Source organism: Nocardia fodinahabitans (assembly GCF_052983615.1).
Map to the genome: position 1 here is coordinate 3,913,736 of NZ_JBRJJC010000001.1, position 24,394 is coordinate 3,938,129.

General features: G+C 69.3%; 24 protein-coding genes, 1 pseudogene and 1 riboswitch. Of the genes and pseudogenes, 11 read left to right on the forward strand and 14 right to left on the reverse strand.

Annotated features, from left to right (window positions below):
• Nucleotides 1–118: 118 nt before the first annotated feature.
• From NV348_RS18180 to NV348_RS18200, 5 genes are all read right to left on the reverse strand, one after another.
• A complete protein-coding gene (locus NV348_RS18180; RefSeq protein ID WP_447147957.1) occupies nucleotides 119–586 on the reverse strand; it encodes a hypothetical protein in 468 nt (155 codons plus the stop codon).
• A 383-nt stretch (nucleotides 587–969) separates the two neighbouring features.
• The gene (locus tag NV348_RS18185; RefSeq protein WP_447147958.1) at nucleotides 970–2,670 is read right to left on the reverse strand and encodes a hypothetical protein; all 1,701 of its coding nucleotides are present in this window, start codon (nucleotides 2,668–2,670) and stop codon (nucleotides 970–972) included.
• Between the two features lie 135 nt (nucleotides 2,671–2,805).
• On the reverse strand, nucleotides 2,806–3,306 hold the full coding sequence (locus tag NV348_RS18190) for a hypothetical protein (protein ID WP_447147959.1): 501 nt from the start codon (nucleotides 3,304–3,306) through the stop codon (nucleotides 2,806–2,808).
• Between the two features lie 81 nt (nucleotides 3,307–3,387).
• On the reverse strand, nucleotides 3,388–3,678 hold the full coding sequence (locus NV348_RS18195) for a hypothetical protein (RefSeq protein ID WP_447147960.1): 291 nt from the start codon (nucleotides 3,676–3,678) through the stop codon (nucleotides 3,388–3,390).
• The gene (locus tag NV348_RS18200; RefSeq protein ID WP_447147961.1) at nucleotides 3,675–3,923 is read right to left on the reverse strand and encodes a hypothetical protein; all 249 of its coding nucleotides are present in this window, start codon (nucleotides 3,921–3,923) and stop codon (nucleotides 3,675–3,677) included. Before NV348_RS18200 ends, NV348_RS18195 begins: the two co-directional genes overlap by 4 nt.
• A 185-nt stretch (nucleotides 3,924–4,108) precedes the next feature.
• Between NV348_RS18200 and NV348_RS18205 the strand changes: the two genes are divergently transcribed.
• The 4 genes from NV348_RS18205 to NV348_RS18220 all read left to right on the forward strand — a co-directional run bounded on the left by NV348_RS18205 (nucleotide 4,109) and on the right by NV348_RS18220 (nucleotide 8,313).
• Nucleotides 4,109–5,269, forward strand: a complete 1,161-nt coding sequence (locus NV348_RS18205; protein WP_447147962.1) for a helix-turn-helix domain-containing protein — start codon at nucleotides 4,109–4,111, stop codon at nucleotides 5,267–5,269.
• Nucleotides 5,270–5,761: 492 nt separating this feature from the next.
• Entirely contained in the window at nucleotides 5,762–6,307 is a 546-nt protein-coding gene (locus NV348_RS18210) for a dihydrofolate reductase family protein (protein WP_447147963.1), read from the forward strand.
• Nucleotides 6,308–6,357: 50 nt separating this feature from the next.
• Nucleotides 6,358–6,939 carry an ArsR/SmtB family transcription factor gene (locus tag NV348_RS18215; RefSeq protein ID WP_447147964.1) on the forward strand — a complete coding sequence of 194 codons (582 nt, stop codon included), beginning with the start codon at nucleotides 6,358–6,360 and terminating at the stop codon, nucleotides 6,937–6,939.
• A gap of 9 nt (nucleotides 6,940–6,948) precedes the next feature.
• Entirely contained in the window at nucleotides 6,949–8,313 is a 1,365-nt protein-coding gene (locus NV348_RS18220; RefSeq protein WP_447147965.1) for an alpha/beta hydrolase family protein, read from the forward strand.
• Between the two features lie 48 nt (nucleotides 8,314–8,361).
• Here the strand turns inward: NV348_RS18220 and NV348_RS18225 are convergent.
• The 4 genes and pseudogenes from NV348_RS18225 to NV348_RS18240 all read right to left on the reverse strand — a co-directional run.
• Nucleotides 8,362–8,466: pseudogene (locus NV348_RS18225) on the reverse strand (DUF1036 domain-containing protein); the annotation flags it as partial.
• A 22-nt stretch (nucleotides 8,467–8,488) separates the two neighbouring features.
• Complete coding sequence (locus NV348_RS18230) at nucleotides 8,489–8,626, reverse strand: hypothetical protein (protein ID WP_447147966.1); 138 nt, start codon at nucleotides 8,624–8,626, stop codon at nucleotides 8,489–8,491.
• Nucleotides 8,610–9,515 (reverse strand): zinc metalloprotease, encoded by a 906-nt coding sequence (locus NV348_RS18235; RefSeq protein WP_447147967.1) that lies wholly within the window; start codon nucleotides 9,513–9,515, stop codon nucleotides 8,610–8,612. The genes NV348_RS18230 and NV348_RS18235 overlap by 17 nt, the downstream gene beginning before the upstream one ends.
• Nucleotides 9,516–9,697: 182 nt before the next feature.
• Nucleotides 9,698–10,750 carry an alpha/beta fold hydrolase gene (locus tag NV348_RS18240; protein WP_447147968.1) on the reverse strand — a complete coding sequence of 351 codons (1,053 nt, stop codon included), beginning with the start codon at nucleotides 10,748–10,750 and terminating at the stop codon, nucleotides 9,698–9,700.
• A gap of 208 nt (nucleotides 10,751–10,958) precedes the next feature.
• On the opposite strand from NV348_RS18240, the gene NV348_RS18245 reads away from it, so the two are divergent.
• Together NV348_RS18245 and NV348_RS18250 are read left to right on the forward strand one after the other, a co-directional pair.
• Entirely contained in the window at nucleotides 10,959–11,420 is a 462-nt protein-coding gene (locus tag NV348_RS18245) for a DUF2752 domain-containing protein (protein WP_447147969.1), read from the forward strand.
• Nucleotides 11,421–11,458: 38 nt separating this feature from the next.
• Entirely contained in the window at nucleotides 11,459–11,644 is a 186-nt protein-coding gene (locus tag NV348_RS18250) for a hypothetical protein (RefSeq protein WP_447147970.1), read from the forward strand.
• Here the strand turns inward: NV348_RS18250 and NV348_RS18255 are convergent.
• From NV348_RS18255 to NV348_RS18265, 3 genes are all read right to left on the reverse strand, one after another.
• Complete coding sequence (locus NV348_RS18255) at nucleotides 11,629–12,984, reverse strand: M1 family metallopeptidase (RefSeq protein ID WP_447147971.1); 1,356 nt, start codon at nucleotides 12,982–12,984, stop codon at nucleotides 11,629–11,631. The two genes, NV348_RS18250 and NV348_RS18255, sit on opposite strands and share 16 nt — an antisense overlap.
• Nucleotides 12,984–16,910, reverse strand: a complete 3,927-nt coding sequence (locus NV348_RS18260) for a Pls/PosA family non-ribosomal peptide synthetase (protein WP_447151079.1) — start codon at nucleotides 16,908–16,910, stop codon at nucleotides 12,984–12,986. The genes NV348_RS18255 and NV348_RS18260 overlap by 1 nt, the downstream gene beginning before the upstream one ends.
• A gap of 156 nt (nucleotides 16,911–17,066) precedes the next feature.
• Nucleotides 17,067–17,501, reverse strand: a complete 435-nt coding sequence (locus tag NV348_RS18265; protein ID WP_447147972.1) for a MarR family winged helix-turn-helix transcriptional regulator — start codon at nucleotides 17,499–17,501, stop codon at nucleotides 17,067–17,069.
• Nucleotides 17,502–17,796: 295 nt separating this feature from the next.
• Nucleotides 17,797–17,911: riboswitch (SAM riboswitch) on the forward strand.
• A gap of 48 nt (nucleotides 17,912–17,959) precedes the next feature.
• Between NV348_RS18265 and NV348_RS18270 the strand changes: the two genes are divergently transcribed.
• Nucleotides 17,960–19,270, forward strand: a complete 1,311-nt coding sequence (locus NV348_RS18270) for an aminotransferase class V-fold PLP-dependent enzyme (RefSeq protein WP_447147973.1) — start codon at nucleotides 17,960–17,962, stop codon at nucleotides 19,268–19,270.
• A gap of 511 nt (nucleotides 19,271–19,781) precedes the next feature.
• Nucleotides 19,782–19,937 carry an excalibur calcium-binding domain-containing protein gene (locus NV348_RS18275; protein WP_447151080.1) on the forward strand — a complete coding sequence of 52 codons (156 nt, stop codon included), beginning with the start codon at nucleotides 19,782–19,784 and terminating at the stop codon, nucleotides 19,935–19,937.
• Between the two features lie 57 nt (nucleotides 19,938–19,994).
• Here NV348_RS18275 and NV348_RS18280 read toward each other — a convergent pair whose 3' ends face one another.
• Nucleotides 19,995–20,462 carry a flavin reductase family protein gene (locus tag NV348_RS18280; protein WP_447151081.1) on the reverse strand — a complete coding sequence of 156 codons (468 nt, stop codon included), beginning with the start codon at nucleotides 20,460–20,462 and terminating at the stop codon, nucleotides 19,995–19,997.
• A 162-nt stretch (nucleotides 20,463–20,624) separates the two neighbouring features.
• Complete coding sequence (locus NV348_RS18285) at nucleotides 20,625–21,101, reverse strand: YbaK/EbsC family protein (protein ID WP_355280861.1); 477 nt, start codon at nucleotides 21,099–21,101, stop codon at nucleotides 20,625–20,627.
• Between the two features lie 107 nt (nucleotides 21,102–21,208).
• Between NV348_RS18285 and NV348_RS18290 the strand changes: the two genes are divergently transcribed.
• The 3 genes from NV348_RS18290 to NV348_RS18300 all read left to right on the forward strand — a co-directional run bounded on the left by NV348_RS18290 (nucleotide 21,209) and on the right by NV348_RS18300 (nucleotide 24,387).
• Nucleotides 21,209–22,030, forward strand: a complete 822-nt coding sequence (locus NV348_RS18290; protein ID WP_355280860.1) for a crotonase/enoyl-CoA hydratase family protein — start codon at nucleotides 21,209–21,211, stop codon at nucleotides 22,028–22,030.
• A gap of 93 nt (nucleotides 22,031–22,123) precedes the next feature.
• Nucleotides 22,124–22,618, forward strand: a complete 495-nt coding sequence (locus NV348_RS18295; protein ID WP_447151082.1) for a MarR family winged helix-turn-helix transcriptional regulator — start codon at nucleotides 22,124–22,126, stop codon at nucleotides 22,616–22,618.
• Nucleotides 22,615–24,387: an MDR family MFS transporter gene (locus NV348_RS18300; RefSeq protein ID WP_447147974.1), complete on the forward strand. Its 1,773-nt coding sequence runs from the start codon at nucleotides 22,615–22,617 to the stop codon at nucleotides 24,385–24,387. Before NV348_RS18295 ends, NV348_RS18300 begins: the two co-directional genes overlap by 4 nt.
• Nucleotides 24,388–24,394: the final 7 nt, after the last annotated feature.

Here is a 24,394-nt window from a genome sequence, read left to right on the forward strand (position 1 = left end):
GGGGTTCGATTCCCCCAGGCGGCTCCAGCTCAGAGGCCCTTTCCGGTTCGCCGGGGAGGGCCTTTCTCGTTTCAGTGTGCCAACAGTGTGCCAACCGGCGGGAAAACCGCCCCGCGGCTCACTGGTACAGCGCGGCCCCCGCGTCGGCCGCGTCATCGTCCTCCGGGATCTCGTCGCCTGGACGCTCAACGGGCGCGATCACATTGCGCGGCAGGCGGCCCTGGTCCACGTACGACTGCACCATCATGCTCAGTGCGGTGAGGGTCGATCGCACGGTCACGGGCTTCACGCCGCGTTCCACGGTGGCTGACTCCGTAGCTGTGTCGACAGCCCGGCCAGTGCGGGCCACACGCTCGGCGCGCACGAGGGCCGACAGCTGCGTGTGGATGTCCTGGCCGGGGAACTCGGCCTGAATCGCGCGGGCTGCCACACCGTTCGGGTGCAGCGCCACGAACGCAGCGACGCGCGACGACAGCGAGTCGGGGTCGACCTTGTGCCGCTGGTCCACGCGGCCCTGCGTCAGCATCCATGTGACGAGGGCGTCCCCGTCGGCCTTCGTGAGCTGCGCGAGCTTGCGACCACCCATGAACCACCGGGCGGGCAACAGGTGGTTGACGTAGTTGTTTCGGGTGACCTGGCGGCGCAGACGGCGGCCGTCGATCTACTCGTCACACGCTTCATCCACCGTGAGATCCAGGGGGCGGATGTAGGTTCCGGCCGCCACCCCCGACGTGATCCGGCGGTGCTCGCGACGGGCTTCGGTCATGTGCGGTAGGTGAAGCGCTGGCGATCGCTCCGCCCGCGCGCGATGATCCCCACGACCCGTGGTCGCGGCCGTGCAGGCCGGGCGGGGGTCTGGCCATGTAGCGGAACGGCTCGGCAGGTAGTTCTGCCGAGCCGCCACACTGCGACCGACCGTCGTGTCACCGCCCACGCTCCTGCCCTCGGCCCGGCCCATCCTTCCCCCGCTCACCGACTGTCCGCCCGGAGCCGTGCCGCTCTCGACCTCGCTGCCGCTTCCGCTCCAGCTTCCTCGCGCTGGCGCTCCAGGTCCGCCCGCGACTTGGCGACGCTGGTAGTCGCGTGGCCCTGCTCCCGCAGCACTCGCGCTTCCACGTTGTCAAGGGACAGCCCCATTTCGACCATGCGGATCTGCTTGGCGATCGCGACTTCCTGGCTCTCTTGGCCGATGTGCATGGTGCGGTCGCTGACCTGGACCACGTACGCGCGTGCCGCGGCGTCGGTCGTGGCGTTCCCGCGAACCAACTCGTCTACGGCGCGGGCGTCGACACCCTTCTCTATCAGGCGGTTCGGGTCCATCCGCAGATCCTTCGCGAGCCGCGCCGCCTGCCGTGCGGCTGCCGCGTCCTCGGACTTGTCTATGCCGCGTGGGGTGCCCTGCTCCCGCGCGGCCTGCTCGAGGCGCTTGTTGTAGGCGTCGGCGACCCGCTCCATGACCTCCCGGTTCTCCCGCTCGCGGGTCTCGCGCGCCTGCGCCTCGCGGGCTCTCGCCTGTACCTCGCGTTCGGCGGCCTGGACGCGCTCGACCGTGATCGGTCCCGGGTTGTCGCGCTGCTGCTCCAGCACCAGCTGCGCCACCTCGTGATGCATCGGCGTCGGCAATGCCAGCTTGGCGAGCGCTTCCCGCTCCAGCGGTGCCCGCTCGGTGTTGACGCGCCGCTGCATTTCTGCGCGTGCATTCTCCATCGCCTTCGCCATGGCGATCATCGTTGGATCGTTGCCGGCCAATTCCAGCAGCTGCGCCCGCTCAGGGGACTTCGCTGGGTTCGGTGGGCGTACGGCTGTGACCGCGGACGCGACGATCTCGCGGTCGACGCGCGCCACCATCTGGGAGAGCCGGTCGCGGCGTTCTTCCCGGCGTTGGGCTTGGACGTGCTCGACGATCTGGGCTTCCTTCAACCGCAGGTGCGCGGCCTCGCGGGCGACCTTGTCGGCTTCCTGGGTGATCCGGCAATCGGCCTCCAGCAGTTGCGCCAGCTCGACGCGGGCACCGACCAGCACGTGCAGCCCGATCGGCTCGCCCCGCTGCTTGCCCTTCTCGATCTCCTGAATGAGGCCCTCGATGGCGCGTGGCGCGGTAGTCAGTTCTGGAGACTGCCGCACCTTCTCGATCAGATACCCAAGCCGTTCCACGGCTTTCGCGTGCGCGATGGGGCGGCCCGCTTCCACCGCCCGCTCGAACTCACGTTCCGACATCTTGATGAGCTTGAACTTTCCGGGAAAGTCCTTCTCCATCTGCTGGGCTTCCCGCAGCACCGCCGGATGTGGCGGATGTTCGGCCCGGATAACGTACTCGCTGACGTCCTGGGTAAGCCCCCGCGTAAGGATCTCGCGTTCCTTGTAGAGCTGGCGTAGTCCTTCCTTCTTGCTGACCCACCCCGCCTTGTACTCGGTGGTCTTCTGGACGATTGGGATGCCGGCGCGGCGGACGACTTTGGCGGTGTCGTGACGCCGCGGACCCATCGACGTTGCCTGGGGGTGTTCGTGCACCCAGCCTTGGGCCTCGGTGCGACCCTCCAGGTGCTGGTTCCCGTACATCATCATGTCGTGCAGGAGCTTGCGGTCACCCCACAGCTCGACTTGCCTTTGCCAGTCCAGCGGCGCCCTGATCTTGTCGACCTGGGTGGCGACCTCGGCGAGTTTCGCCATCACGTACGCCTTATGCCCGCTGTCCCCTGCTTCGGTGAGGCCGTGGTCAGTGCGGGGAACGACGTCATGGCGCGGTTCGTCCCCAGCGGTGGGGCCGGTCACCGCGCGCCCTCAACGCTGAGGGCGGGGCGCCGGTTACAGCACCATGCGGCGGTTTGCTGCTTCCTCGGACCAGGCGGTGAGGCGGTCGAGTTCGCGCGCGATCTCTCCGGGTTCTCGGTCGAAGATGACAGCGCGGATGGTCTGGCCTGGGTCGAACCAGAACACGTGCCCGGGAAGTTCGATCGCCGGACCGATCGGATTCCCCTGGTAGATCTGGACCCACACCCACTTGCCGACACCCATGGTGCGCAGGATGGTGTGGCCGATGCCGCGGGCGCACAGCGCGAGGTAATCCATCTCCTCGTCCGTGGCGTCCTCGCCGGGGTCGGGGAACCGGGCCATCGCGGCGGCCTCGATCGCAGGGAAGCCGTCGACGGTCCACGGGTCGTCGAGGTCGGCCAGGCCGGGCGCGAGGGTGACGAGCTGGGCGAGGTCGTCGGCCTCGCGGTCGAGCCATGCTCGGAACTCGGGCGAGCGTTGTTGCTTTGCCAGGCGGCGGCGTTCGATCTCGGAATACGGTCGGTCTTCGCCCATGCGCTGTGCCCTTCCGGTGTCGTGCTCAGGCTGACTGTGATCCGGTCTGCGTAGACAAGCGTAGCCACAAGGAAACCCGTGTCACCTGGCCCGCCGAATATGTACGTTTCGGCGCAGGGTGCCGTCTTCCCTGAGCTGTGCGCCCGCCCACCGGCGGCACTCGTCGAGGGTGCGTGCCAGGTACCTACCGATCGGCTCTGCGACGCCGTCGCGGTCCACGGTCACTCGCCAGTAGCCGTTCCACTGGTTCGCCCACATGCCGTTCGCGAGGACGATCGGGCCGACCATGTCGGAGGGCTCGACCGCCGCCAGGACCGCGGCGACATCCGCGTCCAGCGCCGCCAGCTCCTGCGCGGTGTGCTCGTCGATCACATCGACCCGTTCGCCGGCCGCGGCACGACCCGGCCCGCGGCGACGAGTACGTCCCACGCCGCAGCCTTCCGCCCGCACTGCCACCGCTCGCACGCTCGATGGGTCTGCATCACCGTGTGTGCCTGTCCGGCCGTCAGCGGTCCGGCCGGCGCGGCGTGTTCGAGGACCGGCGACGGCTGCCCCTGCTGCTCCGCCTCCTGCGCCAGGCGCGCGATGATGTCCCACACCGTCGGCTGTTTCGGCACGGCCGTTGTCTGCCCCCACATTGGCGGCCCTCTCTCTCAAGGGTTTTGGCGCGCCCCGTCGCCGGGGATTTCTCGATCCGGCGACGTGGCTGGAATCAGATTCGCGGCACGCAAGGGCATCGAGGGACAGAGAAGGGACAGGAACAGCGCGGGACACACGAGACGTATCGATCTACCCTCGGAACATGGGGACACACGTAGGGCAAGCTCTCGCGGCCGAACGCAAGATCGCTGGACTGAGCCAACGCCAGCTCGCGACGCGCGCCGGGTACAGCCTCAGCATGATCAAGGCCGTGGAGCAGGAGCGCGAACCCGCTTCGCCAGGGTTCATCTCTGCCGTGGCGCGCGCCCTGCGGGTCACGCCCGAACAGCTCACCGGCGCGCCGTTCAACGACGGTAAGCCCCTCGCCGACGCGGTCAACGAACTGTCGGTGCTGCTCGCCGAAGGTCGGTACGCGCGCGCCGATGAGCCCGGGACGCTGGCGCAACTCGAGGCAGACCTCACCGCGGCGCAGGACCTGTACCGCAGCGACCGCACCCGCCAGACCATCGAGGTACTACCGGCGATCATCCGGCGTCTACACGGCGCGGCACGTGATCTCGACGGCGACGACCAGGCGCGCGCGTACTCGCTGCTCGCGTCGGCCTACATCCTCGCTGAGTGGTCGGCTCGCCGCACCGGACACCTCATGCTCGCGTTGCCAGCGCTCGACCTTGCTGACGGGTACGCGCCACTCGGCGACGACCCGAACTACGGGGCATTCGCCGCGCTGGCGCGCGCCCGGATCCTCACCCACTACGGCGAAGCGGAAGTGGCTGCGCGGCTCATCGACAGTGCGATCAATGCGGCGGACGACACCCAACCGGGCATGGTCCTCGCCGGATACTCGCACCTCGCTGGGGCGATCAATGAGGCGCGCAAGCTCAACTACTCCGGTGCTGTGAGCCACGTCGATGCGGCGCGCGAGTTGGCCGGCCGGACCGGTGAGACCGACCTGTACATGACTGCGTTCGGTCCATTGAACGTCGAAATCCATTCGCACGCAGTCGAATTGGAGTCCGGCGACCCGAACCGGGCCGCGCTCGCCGGTGTCGAACTGACGTACTCCGCGGATGCTCCGCCGACCAGGATTGCGCATCACTGGCAGGACAACGCCCGCGCATGGCTCATGTCAGGCAAGCCGGACAAGGCACTGGCCTCGCTGAACAAGGCGCGCGCTGCCGCACCGCAGCAGACGCGCCTGCACCCGTCGGTGCGGGAAACCGTGTACGGCATCGCGGCGGCTCAGCGTCGGCAGTCGGAGAGCTTACTGGGGTTCGCGCACTGGCTCGGCGCAACGATGTAGGCGCCCCGGCCTGCCCGGGGGGCGGGGCAGGTGCCACGGTACGCCGAATGAACGGCAGGCTGCTCGGTCCGTTTCCTGGTGTGCCGAACGATCGCGAACGTCGCAGGTCCGCAGTGGTTTCCGGTGTGCCGACAGTGTGCCAAGACACCCGAAAAACATCGGGACTGACAGAGACGAACGGGACATAGAAAGGGCTCTGAGCTGGACTAGTGGGACCTCGGGAGACGATTGAACACGCATTCCGGCTCACTCGTAATGAAAAGGTCGGGGGTTCGATTCCCCCAGGCGGCTCCAAGGTCACAGGCCCTTTCCGGGAATCCGGGGAGGGCCTTCGTGGTTCTCGGCTCGGGTGCGGAAACTCTTCCCGGGGGCAAGGTTGAGCATGCCGAGGATCCGTTCGCGTCGAGCGCTGCCTCGATGGCGCCACGCCGATGAGTTCGCCCTGGTCACGCCGTCGCAATCACCAGGAGTCGTCGAGACGAGGAGGCTGGCATGCGCACGCTCGCGATCACCCAGAACAGCACCGCCGACGGTGCGATCGAAATGCTCGAAGACTGGTTCGACCCGCAGGCCGATAACGCCGAACAGCTCGCCGAGCTGCACCGGCAGACCGCCGCGTCGGACGCGCTGGTACTGGGCCGGCGCACCTTCGAGGATTTCCGCGCGTTCTGGCCCGCGCAGACCGACGACCGGACGGGCATCACCGCATCGCTGAACCGGCAGCGCAAGTACGTCGTGTCGGCGACCATGACCGACCCGGGGTGGGAGAACTCCACGATTCTGGCCGGGGATCCGGTCGCGCGGGTCGCAGCGCTGAAGGAGCAGCCGGGCAGGGACATCGTCGTCACCGGGAGCATTCGGCTCTGCCATGCCCTGATCGAGGCGGGCCTGGTGGACGAGTACCGGCTGTTCGTCTATCCGACGGTGCAGGGCGGCGGTCGTCGGCTGTTCCCCGAGGGGTATGTGGCGCCCCGATTGACGCTGGTGGAGTCCCGGGTGCTGGACGGCTCGGTCGTCTACTCGCGCTACGCCGCCTAGTTGCACAATTCTCTTTGCACAAAAATCTATGCAAAGAGTACTGTGCAAGTATGGTCGACGAGATACCGCCCAGGGAGATCACCGATCCCGCCGCGCTGCGCGCGCTCGCGCATCCGCTCCGGCAGCGCATTCTGCGCGCGCTCGCCGAGAAGGGCCCGGCGACCGCGACGGCGCTGGGTGCGCAGCTGGGCCAGAACACCGGGGCGACCAGCTATCACCTGCGTCAGCTGGCCGAGCACGGGTTCATCGAGGAAGCGCCCGAGCTGGCGAAGGGGAAGGAGCGGTGGTGGCGGTCGCCGCCGAAGGATCTGCGGTACCGGCTGGACAAGGACCAGTCGCCGGAACTGCGCGAGCTGCTGGAAGGGCTGGTCACGCAGCACATCGCCGATGATGTCGAGCTGTTCCAGCGATTTCGGGCCGAGCGCGCCGAACTGGGGGAGTGGGCCGACACGATGCCGTTCTCGCGCGGCGCGATCTACGCGACCCGCGAGGAACTCGACGACTTCTGCGAGGAGTACCTCGCGCTGCTCAAGCGCTTCCAAGCCGCCCATGCCGAGGGCAGGCCCGGCGCGCGCCGGGTGCTGACCCGGTTCATCGCGTTCCCCGCGCCGGGGATGAACGACAGCCAGTAGGGATCCACCGTGTTGCTTCGTATCGCTGCGCTCGCCGCCATGACCGCGGCTCTCGTCGCGGCCGCGCCGACGGCCGCCGCCCAGGACCGCACCACTACCGACATCACCGTCACCCGCGCCGACGGCACCACCACGACCGGCACCATCCACGCACCGGCGGGTGCCACCGGACGGCCGGGCGTCGTGCTCGTGCACGGCTCCGGCACCAGCCCCAGTCCCCACTATGCCCAGGTGGCCGACGCTTTCGCGCGGGCGGGCATTGTCGCGCTCCGCTATACCAAGCGAGTCGAGGACTACACCCCCGCCCACCGGGACTTCTCCCTGCTCGCCGATGACGCGCTGTCGGGCATCGCCGCACTGCGACATCGGCCCGAGGTCGACCCCTCCCGGGTCGGGCTCTGGGGACTCTCCGAAGGCGGCTGGGTCGCGCCGCTGGCCGCCTCTCGCTCGGCCGATGTCGCGTTCCTGATCACCATCGGCGCCAATTCCGGCGCGCCCGCCGCCCAGCAGACCTGGGCCAACGAGACCAGATTCGCGGCGGCGGGGGTGCGCGGATCGATGATCGATGTGCTGGCGCGCAACGGAATCCGCCAGCTCGCGGGCGCGGGCCAGTTCGCCCAGGCCGAGTACGATCCGGTGCCGGTGCTGGAACGGCTCACCCAGCCGGTGCTCGCGATCTGGGGCGACAAGGACCGGCTGACCCCACCCGGCGACAGTCTGCGCGACTTCCGCGTGGCCTTCGACCGGGTCGGCAAGACGAACTACACGCTGCGGACCCTGCCGAATGCCCAGCACGCCGCCTTCACGACGACCGACGGTTTCGACAAGGGGGCCGACCTCGCGCCCAGCTACGCCGAGCTCATGGGTGACTGGGTGAACGGGCTGCCGGGATCGGCGGGTGCTCAGGTGGATCGACCTGCGGTACAAGGTCATTCGGTGACTCCGTTGACGCCCTTGGCGTGGTGGGAGTCCACCCCGGTCCAGCTGGCGCTGCTGCTCGGGACGGTTCTCGCGCTCGGCGGCTACGCGGTGACCGGTCTCGTCCGGAGCTGGCGGTTGTCACAAGCCCGTCCCGCGCGAATCCTGGTGGCGGCGGCCGGGATCGGGACGCTCGGCACGATCGCTCTGTTCCTGTTCGTCGCCTCGACCAAGGCGATGTCGTTCGGCCCGTTGCTGTTCGGGCGCACCCTGCCCTGGGTGGCATTGCAGGTGATCGCGGTGTGCGCGGTGGTCGCGCTCGGCTTCGTCGTCGCGAGGCGCGGGCGGCTGCTCGACGGTGTCGGCACGGGTGGACGGGTCCGCTGGGCGCTGCTGGTCTGCGGCGGTGCCGGATTCACGCTGTGGGCGCTGTACTGGGGACTGCTGCTGCCCTGAGAAACGCGAAAGGTCCCGACCTGCTGGTCGGGACCTTCCGGATCGGGGTCAGGGGTTCAGGTTCACGGTGTGCGTGTTGTGCAGATTCGAGCCGACGAACACACGTTTCATGTTCACGATGTCCCACGTGGAGGTTCCGATCAGTAGGCAGGAGCAGCTTCGGCGAGACCGCTGTTCAGCCTCGCGCCACGGTCACCGACAACGTGTGCGGCGTGTTGTGGAAGGCGTCGCCGGTCAGCAGCACGATGTCGCCGGGTTCGAGCGCCAGCCGTGCCCCGACCGGATCTGCGCGCAGATCAACCAGCCGTGGCATGCGCTTGCGCGAGCGCGGATTCCACGGTGACGTCCTCGCCTTCGTCCCAGTCCGCCGTCTCGCTGAAGAAGGGCCACAGCCTCGGGTAGATGGACCACGCGAACACCCGGTCGGTGGCGTTGATGTCCAGGCCACCGCGAATCGGCTGCCCGTCCGTGGTGATCTTGCCGGGCAGCTGGTAACACATGACCGAATCCTGATCGGCGTTGGGCGTGGCCATGATCGAGCGTTCGTCCAGCGGGGTCAGGACATTCGATCGTGTCTGCTGCTCGCTCCACCCGTAGGTGTCACGGAAGTGGGCGATCGTCTTGGCGACATCGAGCCGGGCGACCAGCGCGCGGCGCAGATGCTCGTGCGGGAAGCCGAGGGTGTGGCCGGTCTCGTGCCGCACGACTCGCTTGTACTCGCTCTCCGGCGTGGCCATCGTGAAGCCCTGCAGGTTCATCGTCGGGCGGTGCTGTGGGATCAGCAGGACGTCGGTGCCGAGATAGGACCAATAGCCTTGGCCGGCGCGGGAAATGCGTACCTGGCCGGTGCCGTTCGTCAGGACGAAGGTGACGCCGATGCCCCAGGCGTTCAAGTGGCCGAGGATGCGCTGCTTCAGGTCGGTGGGCGTCGCTTCCATGTAGCTGACCGACAGGGTGCGGCGCCGCATGCCCCAGTACTTCGAGGTCAGCACCGCCAGTTCGGCGACTTGCGGCAGGCCGCCTTCGGTGGCCGCGCTCTGGGTGAGCGGCGCGTTCACCGGATTGAGCAGCGTGGCGACTTCTGCCGCGCGCTCCAGCAGCCGGGTCGGCAGCGCGGGTATCACGCAGCCCGGCTCCTCGGCCGGGGCGAATTCTTCGTGGTGACCGTCGCCGTGTAGTTCTTGGTCGGGTGGGATATGCATCGGATCCTCCTCGTCGAAACAACCGTGGGGTTGTGACTGTGGCACGGAGAATCGGTGGGGTCCCGCGTAGTCGACTACCCGATCCGGGCGCGAAAAAGGCCCCCGACCTGGTGGTCGGGGGCCTCGGTTCGAGTTACTCCCGGGTCGAGCGTCGTTGACCGGCTCGGGAGAACCGACTCGGGTCAGCGGGCGGCGACGTTGCGGCGGGTGGCCCGAGAGTTGGTGGCCGACAGCATGATCTGACGCAGGATCGCGTCGAAGGCGGCGGTGTCCTCGATGTTGCTGAGGTGCCCGTGCGGCAGCACGTGGAAATCGGTCAGGTTGCCGGTGCGGCGCAGGATGTCGACGATCGAGCGGGACATGCGCTGCGGGAGCAGTCGGTCCTGGGCGCCGGCCAGAACGGTGGTCGGCACGGTCAGGTTGGCGGTGCCTTCCGACAGATCCATGTCGGCCATCGCGGCGGCGTGGCGGCCACGCGCGAGCGGACGGCAGGACCGGATGATGCCGATCGCGAAGTCGACCTCTTCGGCGGTGGCCTCCGGGGTGAGGATGCGGTAGCGGAACATCTGCTCGGTGAACCAGCCGCCGGGGATCGGCAGCGGCGCGAACAGCAGCGACTCGCTGACCTGCTGCGGCATGCGCACCGGCGCGCCGAGGACGGTGACCGGGTACTCGGCGACGGTGAGCTGCTTGTTCAGCACCGGCAGCAGATCGGTTTCCCAGCGGATGTCGCCGTTGGCCGTATTGGCCAGCAGCACGGCGGCGGCGCGCTCGGCGACCTGCTCGGGGTGGTGCTTGGCCCAGGCCTGGATGGTGAGACCACCCATGCTGTGCCCGGCCAGGACGGCCTTCTCGCCCGGGCGCAGCGTCGCGTCCAGGACGGCGGCGAGGTCGCCCGCCAGGGTGTGCTCGCTGGGGGCGGCCGTACCGAGGGTGGACTCGCCGTGCCCGCGCTGGTCGTAGCTGACCACGCGGTACTCACCGGCGAAGGCGGTGATCTGCGGGTTCCAGTATTCGATGCTGCAGGCCCAGCCGTGGATGAGGACAAGAGTGGGGGCGGCGTCGGGACCGTAGACGTGGACCCGGAGGTCGGCGCCGTCCGCGGTGGTCACCGGGACGACCCGGTTCTCGACAGTGGGGGCGTTGAGTTTCGCTGTCGCGAAGCTCCGGGTACGCAGCCCGGCACGGAACTGTGCGGTGAGTACGCCTACCGTCATCATCGACTTTGCAAGCATGTCGGCACTCCTTTGTGTCGTAGGCCACCGTACAGTGCGAGCTGGGGTGCTAGCTAGTGTTAGCGGGTCACAGTGTCCCATTTGTTGTGAACTGGGTCACCGGCGACACCGTCAGTGTGAAATCGCCCGAAGTCGCCGGAAAATTACAGCGTGGCAGCGCGACCCGGGCATGCTGGCGGCTCCGACCGGGCGCGGCTACCGTAGGAGCGTGGACAGCACGCCCGTCATGGCCGATTTCTCCGGCGCCCCGCACCGGGAACCGGCACGCCCGGCCTGGCAGCGCTTCGCCCCGCCGCTGCTCGCCGCTGGAGTCGGGGTCGGCACGTTCGCGTTGCTGCATTTCCGCGATCCGCACGTCGAGGGTTCCTACGGGCTGTGCCCGGTGTACGCGCTGCTCGGGGTGTACTGCCCCGGCTGTGGCGGGATGCGGGCGATGCACAACCTGACCGACGGCCGGATCATCGATTCACTGCACAGCAATGTGCTGGTGCTGCCGTTGGTTGTCGCGTTCGCGGTGTTCGTCGTCGACTGGGTGCTGCGCGCCCGGCGCGGACAACGCTGGCGCGTGCCCGGGCTGAGCCCGGTGCTGGTGTGGTCGTTCTTCGGGCTGCTCGCCGTCTATACCGTCGTGCGCAACACGCCGTGGGGAACCTGGCTGACGCCCGTTTGATACTGGTGCCCCCGCGGATCGGCGGGCAATCTGGAGGCATGCGCGATTCACTGAAGGATCGAGTCCGACAGAAGTTGATGCGCCGGCTCGCCGAGGACGGCCCCGACCCCGAGCGCGACGACTCCCGCAGCATCTCGGTGGCCGACGATCTCGAGGCGCTCGAGATGGTGCCGTCCGACGATCCCCTCGTCGAGGAACTCGCCCAGCGCTACCTGGTGTTCTGATGCGCCTGGCCACCCAGCGGCGGTAGCTGCGGCAACGGTTTCGTGCCGAGCCAGACCGCGAACAACGGACGCAGCGGCGACACGCTGTAATGGCCTGCCAGATCCACGAATTCCTCGGTGGTGACCGAGGCGTGGCGGTAGCGCGCGGTCCATTCCCGGACGAGTTCGAAGAACAGGTGGTCGCGCAGCTCCAGTCGCAGCGCGTGCAGGGTGAGCGCGCCGCGCTTGTAGACCCGGTCGTCGAACATGTCCTTGGGACCGGGATCGCCGACGATGATGTCCTGCGGCTGGCGGGTCAGGTTCGCCCGTGCCGCCCTGGCCAGCTGATCCGCGGTCGGTCCGCCCGCGGCCTCCGACCAGATCCACTCGGCGTAGCAGGCGAAGCCCTCGTGCAGCCAGATATCGCGCCACTGCTTCAGGGTCAGGCTGTTGCCGAACCACTGGTGGGCCAGTTCGTGCGCGACCAGCCGCTCCGAACCGCGTTTGCCGTCGCAGTCATTGGCGCCGAACACCGAGATGCCCTGTGCCTCGATCGGGATGTCGAGTTCGTCGTCGGTGACGACCACGGTGTAGTTCTCGAACGGGTACGGGCCGAACTTCTCGGTGAACAGTGCCATCATCTCGGGCTGACGGGCGAAGTCGTGGTCGAAGTTCGCGCGCAGCCGCTGCGGGATGACGGCCTGCATCGGCACCGGCTCGCCGGGCGCGCCGATCCGGTGCTTGCGGTAGTTGCCGATCTGGATGGTCGCCAGGTAGCTGGCCATCGGCTCGGGCGCCTCGTACACCCAGGTGGTCTGGCTGGCCTTGGCCTGCTTGCGGACCAGGGTGCCGTTGGCGAGGGCGTAGAACGGGCTGTCGGTGGTGATCGAGATCCGGTACGACGCTTTGGAACTCGGGTGGTCGTCGCACGGGAACCAGGAGGCGGCGCCGTTGGGCTGACTGGCCACCAGCGCGCCCTCGGTGAGCTCCTCCCAGCCGACCTCGCCCCACGGCCCGCGCACGGGTCGCGGCGTGCCCGCGTAGTGGACGGTGATCTCCAGGACGCCGCCCGCGGGGATCTTCTGCTGCGGGGTGAGCGCCAGCTTGCCCTGCTGATGACTGAACTTCGCGGCCTTGGCCCCGTTGACGAACACCTTGGACACGGTCAGCGCCTGCGACAGATCGAGGGTGAACCAGGGCCGCACCGCGGTGGTGACCGCGATGATCACCGCGCGCCCGGCCAGCCGGTTGCTGGCCGGTCGGTAGCCCAGCTCCAGCTCATACCTGGACACGCGGTACCCGCGATTGCCGTTCTGCGGCAGGTAGGCGTCGATCGGTTCCTCGTAGAACTTGCTCCGCATCAGGCGGCTCCGCGCTGCCTCGACTCCGACGTCGAGGCGGTACCGGTCCACGGCGAGATGGGGTTGCCCCACCAGCGGGTCGACGGCGGGACCACGTCGCCGCGCATCACCAGCGAGGCCGGTCCGATGGTGGCGCCCGCGCCGATGTGGGCGGCGGGCAGGGCGACGCAGTGCGGGCCGAGGGTGGCGCCCGCGTCCAGTGTCACTGTGTCCATGGACATGATGCGGTCGTGGAACAGGTGGGTCTGCACCACACAGCCGCGTTCCACGGTCGCGCCGTCACCGAGTGTCACGAGGTCTGCCTCCGGAAGCCAATAGGACTCGCACCATACCCCGCGGCCGATCTTGGCACCGAGTCCGCGCAGCCACAGATTCATCACGGGAGTACCCGTGGCGGCGCGGGCGAACCACGGCGCGGCGACGGTCTCGACGAAGGCGTCGGAGACCTCGTTGCGCCACACGAACGAACTCCACAGCGGATGCTCGACGGCCCGAATCCGCCCGACCAGCAACCACTTCGCGGCCACCGCGATGGCACCCGCCAGCGCACCCGCCGCCATCAGGACCAGACCGGACATCAGGGCGGCGACGAGGTAGTCGGAGTGCTGGGCGATCAGGGCCAGCACGAACAGCACGCCGAGGCCGACGGCGAAGGTCACCATCACCGGGATCAAGCGACAGGTCTCGACGATCGCGCGCGCCAGCTTCAGCCGCAGCGGCGGATCGAAAGTGCGTGAGGTGTCGCTGGATTCGGCCGCCCGGCGCAGCCGCACCGGCGGGCTGCCCAGCCAGGACGAGCCGGCCTTGGCCTTGGACGGCGCGGCCGAGAGCACCGCGATCAGACCGTTCTTGGGCACCCGGCGACCGACCGCGGTCATACCGGAGTTGCCGAGGAAGGCGCGCTTGCCGACCTTGGCCTCGCCGATGCGCAGCCAGCCGCCGCCGAGTTCGTAGCTGGCGATCATGGTGTCGTCGGCCAGGAAGGCGCCGTCGGCGACCACGGTGAACTTGGGCAGCAACAGCACCGTCGACGCTTCGACGTTCTTGCCGATCCGCGCGCCGAGCAGGCGCAACCACAGCGGGGTCAGCAGACTGGCGTAGAGCGGGAACAGGAAGGTGCGGGCCGAGTCGAGCAGGCGTTCGGTGGCCCACACCTGCCAGCCGGTCCGGCTGCGCACCGGGTGGTAGCCCTCGCGCAGGCCGATGCCGAGCAGGCGAACGGCGATCACGGTCGCGGCGGCGTACACGGCGAGGCTGAGCAGGGTCGCCACCGGCAGGATGGCGAAACCGCGCAGCGCGGCGGCGCCGATGGTGGTCTCCTCGCGGACCCACCAGGCGATGAAGGTGCCGCCGACGGCCAGGCCGAGAACGGGCATCGCGGCCAGCGCCATCGAGGACAGACCGAAGACGACCAGCCAGTGCCGGGCGCGCTCGGGCGCGTGGTCGGGCCAGCGGCGCGGCGCCTTGCCCGCCTTCGTCGCGGGCGAGCCCGCCCATTCCTGCTCGGCCTTGACCTTGCCGGACACCGCGGAGCCGGGGGCGATCTCGGCCTTCTTACCGATCTTGGTGCCGGGCAGCAGGACCGAGCGCGCGCCGATCACCGCGCCGTCGCCGATGGTGATGCCGCCGATGTGCACGACGTCGCCGTCGACCCAGTAGCCGGACAGGTCCACCTCGGGTTCGACGCTGGCGCCGTCACCGAGGTCGAGCATGCCGGTGACCGGCGGCAGGGTGTGCAGGTCGACGCCCTTGCCGATCTTCGCGCCCAGCGCCCGCGCGAACGGCACCATCAGCGGTGCGCCGGACAGGCTTTCGGCGCCGCTGGCCTCCGATAGCCGCACGGCCGCCCACAGCCGCAGATGCACCGAGGAGCCGCGCGGATAGGTGCCGGGGCGCAGTCCGGCCAGCAGGACGCGCGCACCGGCCACACACAGCGTCATCCGGCCCAGCGGCGAGATGAACAGCACGAACGCCAGCGCGATCCACCACCAGGACAGGCGCGGCAGCCACGGCAGCGAGGCGGACCACCCCGCGATCGCCGACACCACCGCCAGCCAGGTGACCCACTGCAACCCGGTGAGGGTGGTCAGCGGGATGGTGGCCAGCACCTGGGTGATCTGCGCACGCAACGGCGTCGGCGTGACGACGCGCTCGTCGACGGCCGCGACCGGCGCGCTGCCGTCGAGCAGTTCGACCAGCGAGCCCAGCCGCGGATGGTCGTAGAGATCGGCGACGGTGACGTGCGGATACCGCGCACGCAACGCGCCGACCAGCTGGGCCGCCGACAGCGAGCCGCCGCCCAGATCGAAGAAGTCGGCGTCGAGATCGGTGGCCGCGGCGCCGAGGATGGCGTCCCACAGCCCGGCTACCCAGGCCGCCGTGCCCGCGAGACCGGACGCGGCCGGTTCCTCGGTGCTCGGCAGCGGCCAGGGCAGCGCGTCGCGGTCGACCTTGCCCGAGGTACGGGTCGGCAGGTCGGGGACGACCGCCAGGCGTGGCACCAGCGGGGCCGGAAGCTGTTCGGCCAGTATCTTTCTGGCCTTCTTGACATCGAAGTCGGGGCCCGCGCCGGTGAGATAGCCGACCAGGATCTTGTTGCCCGCCTTGGTGGTCCGGATGGCGGCGGCCGCGCCGCTGACACCGGGTAGGTGCTGCAGCGCGTTGTCGATCTCGCCGAGTTCGATGCGGCGGCCGCCGATCTTGATCTGGTCGTCGGCACGGCCGAGGAAGATCAGGCCCTGGAAGTCGTTGCGGACCAGATCACCACTGCGATAAGCGCGTTCCCAGCCCAGCGAGGGCAGGGGGGCGTACTTCTCGGCGTCCTTGGCCGGGTCCAGGTAGCGGGCCAGACCGACGCCGCCGATCACGAGTTCGCCGGTCTCGCCCTCGGGCACCGGGTTGCCCTGCGGGTCGACGACAGCCAGGTCCCAGCCGTCCAGTGGCAGGCCGATGCGGATCGGCATGCCGCCGTCGAGCAGCGCGGCGCAGGCGACGACCGTGGCCTCGGTGGGTCCGTAGGTGTTCCACACCTCGCGATCGGCACCGCCGGCGAGGCGTTCGGCCAGTTCCGGCGGGACGGCCTCGCCGCCGAAGATCAGCAAGCGCACCGAGTCCAGCGCCTCCGCGGGCCAGGTGGCGGCCAGCGTCGGCACGGTGGAGACGATGCTGATCTCGCGGCGCATCAGCCACGGGCCCAGGTCAGCGCCGGTGCGAACCAGATCGCGCGGGGCGGGGACCAGGCAGGCGCCGTGGCGCCAGGCCAGCCACATCTCCTCGCAGGAGGCGTCGAAGGCGACCGACAGCCCGGCCAGCACCCGGTCGCCGGGGCCGATCGGGGCATGTTGCAGGAACAGCCTGGCCTCAGCGTCGACGAAGGCGGCGGCATTGTGGTGGGTGACCGCGACGCCCTTCGGGGTGCCGGTGGAGCCGGAGGTGAAGATGATCCAGGCGTCGTCGGCGGGCGACGGCAGGGTGTTCCAGTCCGAGGCGGGCGTGCGGCCCGCGGCGGCGGTCGCCGACTCGATGCCCGCGCCGGTGGCCATTGCACTGACCCTGGCCTCGCCGAAGACCAGCCGGGCCCGTTCCTCCGGGTCGTCGGCGTCGACGGGGACGTAGGCGGCGCCGCAGTACAGAACGGCCAGGATCGTGACGTACAGCGCGGCGCTGCCCGAGGGCATCCGCACGCCGACCCGGTCACCGGGGCGCACGCCCGCCGCGGTCAGCTCGGTCATCCTGGCCTCGATCGCGGCGATCAGCTCCATATAGCTGAGCACGACGGTGCCGTCGTCGATGGCCGGTGCGTCGGGGTGGGCGAGGGCGGTGCTGGTCAGGATGTCTACCAGGGTGCGCGGTGGCGCGGCCAGGTCGGCGCGCAGTAGTGGATCACGCAACCGGCTCGCCGGGTCCTCAGTGCGTGGCTCGAGCATGGCGCTCAGTCCACCTCTCATCGGTCGACCCCCATCGGTGGTGTTTGTTGTTTCACGGGCGGGTTACCGGAGGGCAAACAGGATGGTCACCAGATGCCAACGGTACTCGGAGAAGGTGTGGCCGGACGGCAGCGCGAGGCGTGCCGTCGGCGCCGATCACGATGGCGACGGCGGTGATTCGCCGAGCGCGATCAGCGTCAGGCGGTGCAGGGTGCGCTGTTGTTCGGGGTCCAGCCGCTCGAGCACTCGCGCGGTGGCGTCGGCGATCAGGCGGTCGGTGCGCTTGCATTGCTTGCGTCCGGCGTCGGTGATCCGCAGCCGGTACTTGCGGCGATCCGACCCGTCGCGGGTGCGTTCGACCAGGCCCGCGCGTTCCAGCGCGTCGACCAGCCGGACGACTTCGCTGCGGTCGATGCCGAGCGCGTCGCCGACCTTCTTCTGCGTCAGGTCGGCGTTCTCCGCGATGAAGGTGAGCACCCAGTGATCGCGCAACGGGACGTCGATCTCGGCGTGCAGTGCCTTGGTGAGCCGTCCGAGCGCGTACACCGGGTAGCGCGGCAGGCCGCGGACGGAGTTCGAGTTCGTGGACATGATCGGCAACCCTAACAGATAGTGGGGCAACTCAATCATTTGGGTGATCCATCATGGATGAAGCAGATCGTTGAGCGGTTTGGGGAAAAGTGGCAATCCGATGGCAACCGGGTGTCCGGTCGGGATGTCCGATTCCGTTGTGGCCGTGGGGATTACCCCTCGTCCGGCGGGGACGGCCGCAGTGGGTGCCGGTGGCGTGATCGGCGCGGTCATGATCGCGGCAAACGTCGCGGGTTTCCGACGGGCCGATCGCGGTGGTTGACAGCTCGCGGGATCGTCTGTCAGTCTCGAAACCGGTCACGAGTACCAGCGACAAGCCCCGGCTAGCTGGTCGGCAACCCTCCTCCGCGGTGGGGTGCTCCGGGTGACGACCAGGCCGCCGTCCGCAGTGGGCGCGGCAAGCGCGGACTCGCAGCACCCTTGTCGGGAACGAGTCCCTGAGCCGACGGGATTTCGTCATGACCGCAGTTATCGACCCCACCTGTGCCCTGGCCGCCGTTTCCGGTGCGGACCTGCGGGTTCCGCTCGTGCAGGGCGGGACCAGCGCCTACGCCAACTTCGACCACGCCGCGAGCGCGCCGGCGTTGCGGCAGGTCACCGACCGGATTTCGCGGCTGCTGCCGTACTACGCCAGCGTGCATCGCGGCGCGGGCTACGCCTCGCGGATCGCCACCGAGTGCTACGAGGCCTCGCGTGGTGCGGTCGCCCGGTTCGTCGATGCCGCCGACGACCAGGTCGTCGTCTTCACCCGCAACACCACCGATTCGCTGAACCTGCTGGCCGGCTGCGTGCCCGGGGAGACCGTGGTGCTCGATATCGAGCATCACGCGAACTTCCTGCCGTGGACCGCGCGCGGGCGTCGGGTCGTGCGGGCCGCCGATACCGTCGAGGAGACGGTTCGCCGGGTCGTCGCCGAATTGTGCAGCAAGCCCGCCGCTTTGCTCGCGGTGACCGGGGCTTCCAATGTGACCGGTGAGGTGCTGCCGCTGGAGCGGTTGGCGACCATCGCCCACCTGTGTGGCGCGCGGATTCTCGTCGACGCGGCGCAGCTGGCGCCGCATCGACGGATCTCCCTGTGCGAGGACGGGATCGACTATCTCGCCTTCTCCGGGCACAAGTTGTACGCGCCGTTCGGTGCCGGTGTGCTGGTCGGCAGGCGGGACTGGCTCGATGCCGGTGAGCCGTACCTGGCCGGTGGCGGTGCGGTGCGCGAAGTCGGTGTGGCGCAGGTCGAATGGGCCGCGGCGCCGCAGCGGCACGAGGCGGGCTCACCGAATGTGCTGGGCGCGGCCGCCATCGCCGCCGCCTGCGACGCGCTCGCCGCGATCGACCCGGACGAACTGGTCGCCCACGAGCGCTTCCTGGCCGACCGGCTGCGTGCCGGGCTGGGTGCCATCCCGGGTGTCGACCTGGTCCGCATCTGGTCCGACAGCCCGGATTGCGTCGGCATCGTCGCCTTCACGGTGGCGGGGTACGCCCCCGGTGAGGTCGCCGCCTATCTCTCCGCCGAACACGCCATCGGCGTCCGCGACGGCCGCTTCTGCGCCCACCCCCTCCTCGCCGCCCTCGGCCTCGACGCCGCCCTGCGCGCCAGCATCGGCCTCGGCACCACCGCCGCCGACGTAGACCGCCTGATCACCGCCGTCGCCACCCTCGCCGAATCCGGCCCCACCTGGACCTACGCCGCCACCGACGGCCTCTGGAACCCCACCCCCGAAACCCGCCCCCTCACCCCCGACACCCGCGCCGCCCCCTGCCTCCTCGGCTGAGTCGTCGGCGATGCGGCCGACTCCGGTCCGGCCGCATCGGCATGTCTCCCTCAAAAAATGTTTGACGCGCCGCGGAATTGGGTAACAGGCCGTCGGCCGGTCGCGATGAGTCCTAAAAGCACTGCTCAGGAACTTAAGGGGAGATAGTGCCTCGACCGATTCAGCCGCCCGATCCGTGGGCCCGCCCGCCCCGCCCGCAGGACAAGAAGCGCCGCTGGCCCTGGTGGCCGGGATCGGGGTCGCCGGCATTGTCGGTCTAGCCGTGATCGGCGGTCTCGCCGACGACGGGTCCGCTCCGGCGACGGAACTTTCGACGACGTCGACCATCCGCCCCAGCGCGTCCTCGGCCACAACACTCTCGCCGACGACGACCACTGTCGCACCGACCACCGTTGTCGAAACTCCGCCGCCTCCGATCGTGCCGACGACCACGGTTGCCGCCCCGCCGCCACCAGTAGTCGTCCCCGCGCCGATCACGACTACCGTGCCGGTACCGGCGCCACGCGTCGTGGTGCCCGAACCGGAAGCGCCACCCACTCCCAGCGCCTATTACAAGAACTGCGCTGCCGCTCGCGCCGCGGGCGTGGCCCCACTTCACCGCGGAGAGCCCGGCTACCGCTCCGGCCTGGACGGCGACGGTGACGGCGTGGCGTGCGAGAGGGGCTGACCCGTCGGGCGGATGACATCACTCGACCGGACGGCGCTCGTCGGAGTTCGACCGCTGTCAGGTGTCGAGGGCGGTGGGGCGGTGGTATTTGCCGTTGTAGTAGAGGAGGGGGGCGGCGGACGGGGATTCCCGGGTTTCGTCGTGGACTCGGGTGACGAGGCCTACCGCGAGGGTGTGGTCGCCGATGTCGATGAGTTGGTGCAGGGTGGTGCGGAGCCAGATGGGGGTGCCGTGCAGGACCGGTTCGCCGGTGTCGAGGGTGGTCCACAGGGAGCGGTCGGTGAAGCGGTCGGCGGCGGTGCGGGAGAAGCGGTGGGCCAGGTGGTGCTGGTGTTCGCCGAGGAAATGGATGACGACCGAGTCGGCGGCGCGCAGGGCCTCGATGCTCGAGGAGGTGTGGGCGATGTTGAACGACACCAGGGGCGGTTCGAGGGAGAGGGAGGCGAAGGAGGTCGCGGTGAAGCCGACCGGGCCGTGCTCGGCACCGATCGTCACCACGGTGACGCCGGCCGGGTAGTGACGCATCGAGGCGCGGTACTGCTCGGCGGTGATCCCGCTCAGATCGTCGGGGACCACGAGGTCGGCCGGAGTCCGTCGCACTTCACTCACCGCCCCAAACTACGCCCGTGCCCCAGCGCCGCCCAGTGTCCGGGCGGCCGGTTCGACGCACATCACACTCGACGCGGCTCAGTCGACCTCGATCGGCAGTCCGGCGGTGATCCGGACCAGTTCGCGGAAGTTGGTGCGGAACACCGTGTTCGGATGACCGCCCGCGGCCCACACCTCGGTGTGCTCGGCCAGGGCGGTGTCGACCCAGGTGGGCAGGTTGGTGGGATGACCGACGGGGGCGGTGCCGTCGATCGGCTGCCCGGTGATGCGCTCGACCAGCGCGGTGGGCGCGGGGGTGAGGGTGCCCTCCAGGCGTTTGCCGGTGCGCGTCAGGTCGACCTGGTGGTGGTCGGCGACCAGCAGCAGGACGGGATCGTCGTCGAGCAGGAAGACCTGGGAGGTGGTGATCGCGGTGGGATGGGCGCCCATGGCGCGGGCGGCATCGGCCGCGGTGGCAGCGGGCGTCTCGGGCGAAACGATGACGCCGTGATGCCCGCGGGCGATGAGCGTATCGGCGACGCGGCATGCGACCGCCGGAAGAGACGACCTGCGCATGAAATCCAGAGTAGGACGATTGCGGGAAATATGCCGGGGGAGCGGGATTTTGGGGTTCACCCCGGGGGCTGCGCGCATCCCTGGCGGCGCGCCAATAGACTCGGCCCATGACTGATTGGCAAGCCTTCACCGTCGAGATCGCCGACCACGTTGCCCAGGTCACACTGACCGGGCCGGGCAAGGGCAACGCGATGGGACCCGATTTCTGGCGTGAGCTGCCGGAGATCTTCCGCGAGCTCGACGCCGACCCGCAGGTGCGGGCCGTGGTGCTCACCGGCGCGGGCAAGCACTTCTCCTTCGGGCTCGACCTGGCGGCGATGGGCGGCATGCTCGCCCCGGTGCTGGCCGACGACGCCAAGGCGGCGCCGCGCACCGAGTTCCTCAAGGTGGTCCGCGGCATGCAGGACTCGGTGACCGCGGTCGCCGAGTGCACCAAGCCGGTGATCGCGGCCGTGTCCGGCTGGTGCATCGGTGGTGGCCTGGACCTGATCGCCGCCGCCGATATCCGCCTGGCCAGCGAGGATGCCAAGTTCAGCCTGCGTGAGGCGAAGGTGGCGATCGTCGCCGACATCGGCTCGCTGCAGCGTCTGCCCGGCATCATCGGCGAGGGCAACCTGCGTGAGCTCGCCTACACCGCCAAGGACATCGATGCCGCCCGCGCCGAGCGGATCGGCCTGGTGAACGAGGTGTTCGCCGACCAGGAGGCCGTGGTGGCCGCCGCGCACGCGATGGCGCGCGAGATCGCCGAGAACCCGCCGCTGGTGGTGCAGGGCATCAAGGACGTGCTCGAGCACCGGACCGCCCCCGCGGTGGCCGACGGCCTGCGCTACGTGTCGACCTGGAACGCGGCGTTCCTGCCGTCCAAGGACCTCACCGAGGCGATCACGGCGGTGTTCCAGAAGCGCGCCCCCGAGTTCAAGGGCGAGTAAAGGCAGTTCAAACGGTTGCCCCGGCGACCGTTCTGTCTACATACTTGCATCACACAACTAATTGATTGATGCAAGTAAAGGTGAAGAGAATTGGTGGAGAACGAGCCCGCGATCGACGCGATCGCGGTCCAGCTCGTCCGGCTGCACCGCCTGCGGGACCGGACGCTGGCCCAGATCAAGGACCGCTCCGGCATCGACCCGGCGGGCTTCGTCGTGCTGTTCCGGCTGGTCTGCGACGGGCCGATGCGCTCGGGCGCGCTCGCCGAGGCCGTGCACTCGGACGCGTCGACGGTGAGCAGGCAGGTCGCCCAGCTGGTCGACCGGGGACTGGTGCGTCGCGTCGCCGATCCCGATGACGGTCGCGCCACCGTGCTGGAGGTGACCGACCAGGGCCGGGAGGTTGCCGAGCGGATCCGGACCCGCCGCCGCGAGTCGGTCGCCGTGGTCACCGAGGACTGGTCGAGCGAGGACCGCGCGACCTTCGCCGCGCTGCTGACGCGCTTCGTCGACGACTACGACGCGGCCCGCCCGACCCTGCTGACCCGCTCGACCGCACTGAGCACTACCGCGACGGAGAACGATTCGTGACGACAACCGCGGCCCCGGTGGAATCACCCGCCGGCTTCACCCACCGCCAGATCCTGACCATCCTGTCCGGCCTCATGCTCGGCATGCTGCTGGCCTCGCTCGATCAGACGATCGTGTCGACCTCGATCCGCACCATCGCCGACGACCTGCACGGCTATTCGCTGCAGGCCTGGGCGACGACCGCCTACCTGATCACCGCGACGATCAGCACCCCGCTCTACGGCAAGCTCTCGGACATGTTCGGCCGTAAGCCGTTCTTCCTCACCGCGATCGGGCTGTTCATCATCGGCTCGCTGCTGTGCACGTTCGCCACCTCGATGTACCAGCTGGCGGCCTTCCGCGCGTTCCAGGGTCTGGGCGCGGGTGGGTTGATGTCGCTGGCGCTGGCGATCATGGGTGACATCGTCAGCCCCCGGGAACGGGCCCGCTACCAGGGCTATTTCCTCGCCGTGTTCGGTATCTCGAGCGTGCTCGGGCCGGTGCTCGGCGGTCTGCTGGCCGGGCAGGACACCATCCTAGGCATCACCGGCTGGCGCTGGGTGTTCCTGGTGAACGTGCCGCTCGGCCTGCTCGCGCTGGTCGTGGTGACGCGGGTGCTGCAGCTGCCGCGCAAGCCGCACGCCACCTATCGCATCGACTTCGGTGGCGCGCTGGTGCTCGCGATCGGTCTGGTCCCGCTGCTGATCGTGGCCGAGCAGGGGCGGGAATGGGGTTGGGGCAGTGCGGCGTCGGTGGTCTGCTATCTGATCGGCGCGGCGGGTGTCATCGGGTTCGTCGCGGTCGAGAAGGTCATGGGCGACGCGGCGCTGATCCCGCTGCGCATCTTCACCAACACCACTTTCGCGCTCGGCGTGGTGATCTCGTTCGTGGTCGGTGCCGCCATGTTCGGTGGCATGCTGCTGCTGCCGCAGTACCTGCAGGTCGTGCGGGGCGCTGGTCCCACCGAGGCGGGTCTGCAGATGCTGCCGATGGTGCTCGGCCTGATGATCGGCTCGATTCTGTCGGGTCGGCTGATCTCGAAAACCGGCCGCTACCGGGCCTTCCCGGTGATCGGCGCGACGGTGCTGACCATCGGCCTGTTCCTGCTGCACCTGCTGGACGCGGACAGCCCGCTGTGGCTGGCGATGATCTTCATGGCGCTGACCGGATTCGGCCTCGGCAACCTGCTCCAGCCGATGACGCTGGCGCTGCAGAACGCGTTGCCGCCCGAGGATATGGGCGTGTCCACCGCGTCGGCCACCTTCTTCCGGCAGATCGGCGGCACCCTCGGCGCCGCGGTCTTCCTGTCGATCCTGTTCTCCCTGCTCACCCCGAACATCACCGAACAGCTGCAGCAGGCGGCCACCGATCCCACCTACCAGCAGGCCGTGATCGCGGGTGCGCAGAGCACCAACCCGGCCGACGCCGCGCTGGCCAAGGGCCTGCTGGCGCACGACACCTCGGCGGCGGGCCAGGTGCTCGAGGACAGCTCGATCATCCAGCAGCTGAATCCGGAGCTGGCCAAGCCGTTCCAGGTGGGCTTCGCCGACTCGATGTCGACGGTGTTCCTGGTGGCGACCGCGGTCGCGCTGATCGCGCTGCTGCTGGTGCTGTTCTGGAAGGAGGCCCCGCTGCGGATGCAGGGCGGCATCCAGGCGGCCGGTGACACGAAGGCCGCCGACGGTGCGGGCGCGCTGGTCGACACGGCGGCGCAGTCCAGCGCCGCGGATACCGACGGCAGCGACGACGACGCGGGTGGCCGGGTCCGGGCCGGAGCGCCCCCGGCATGATCTAGGG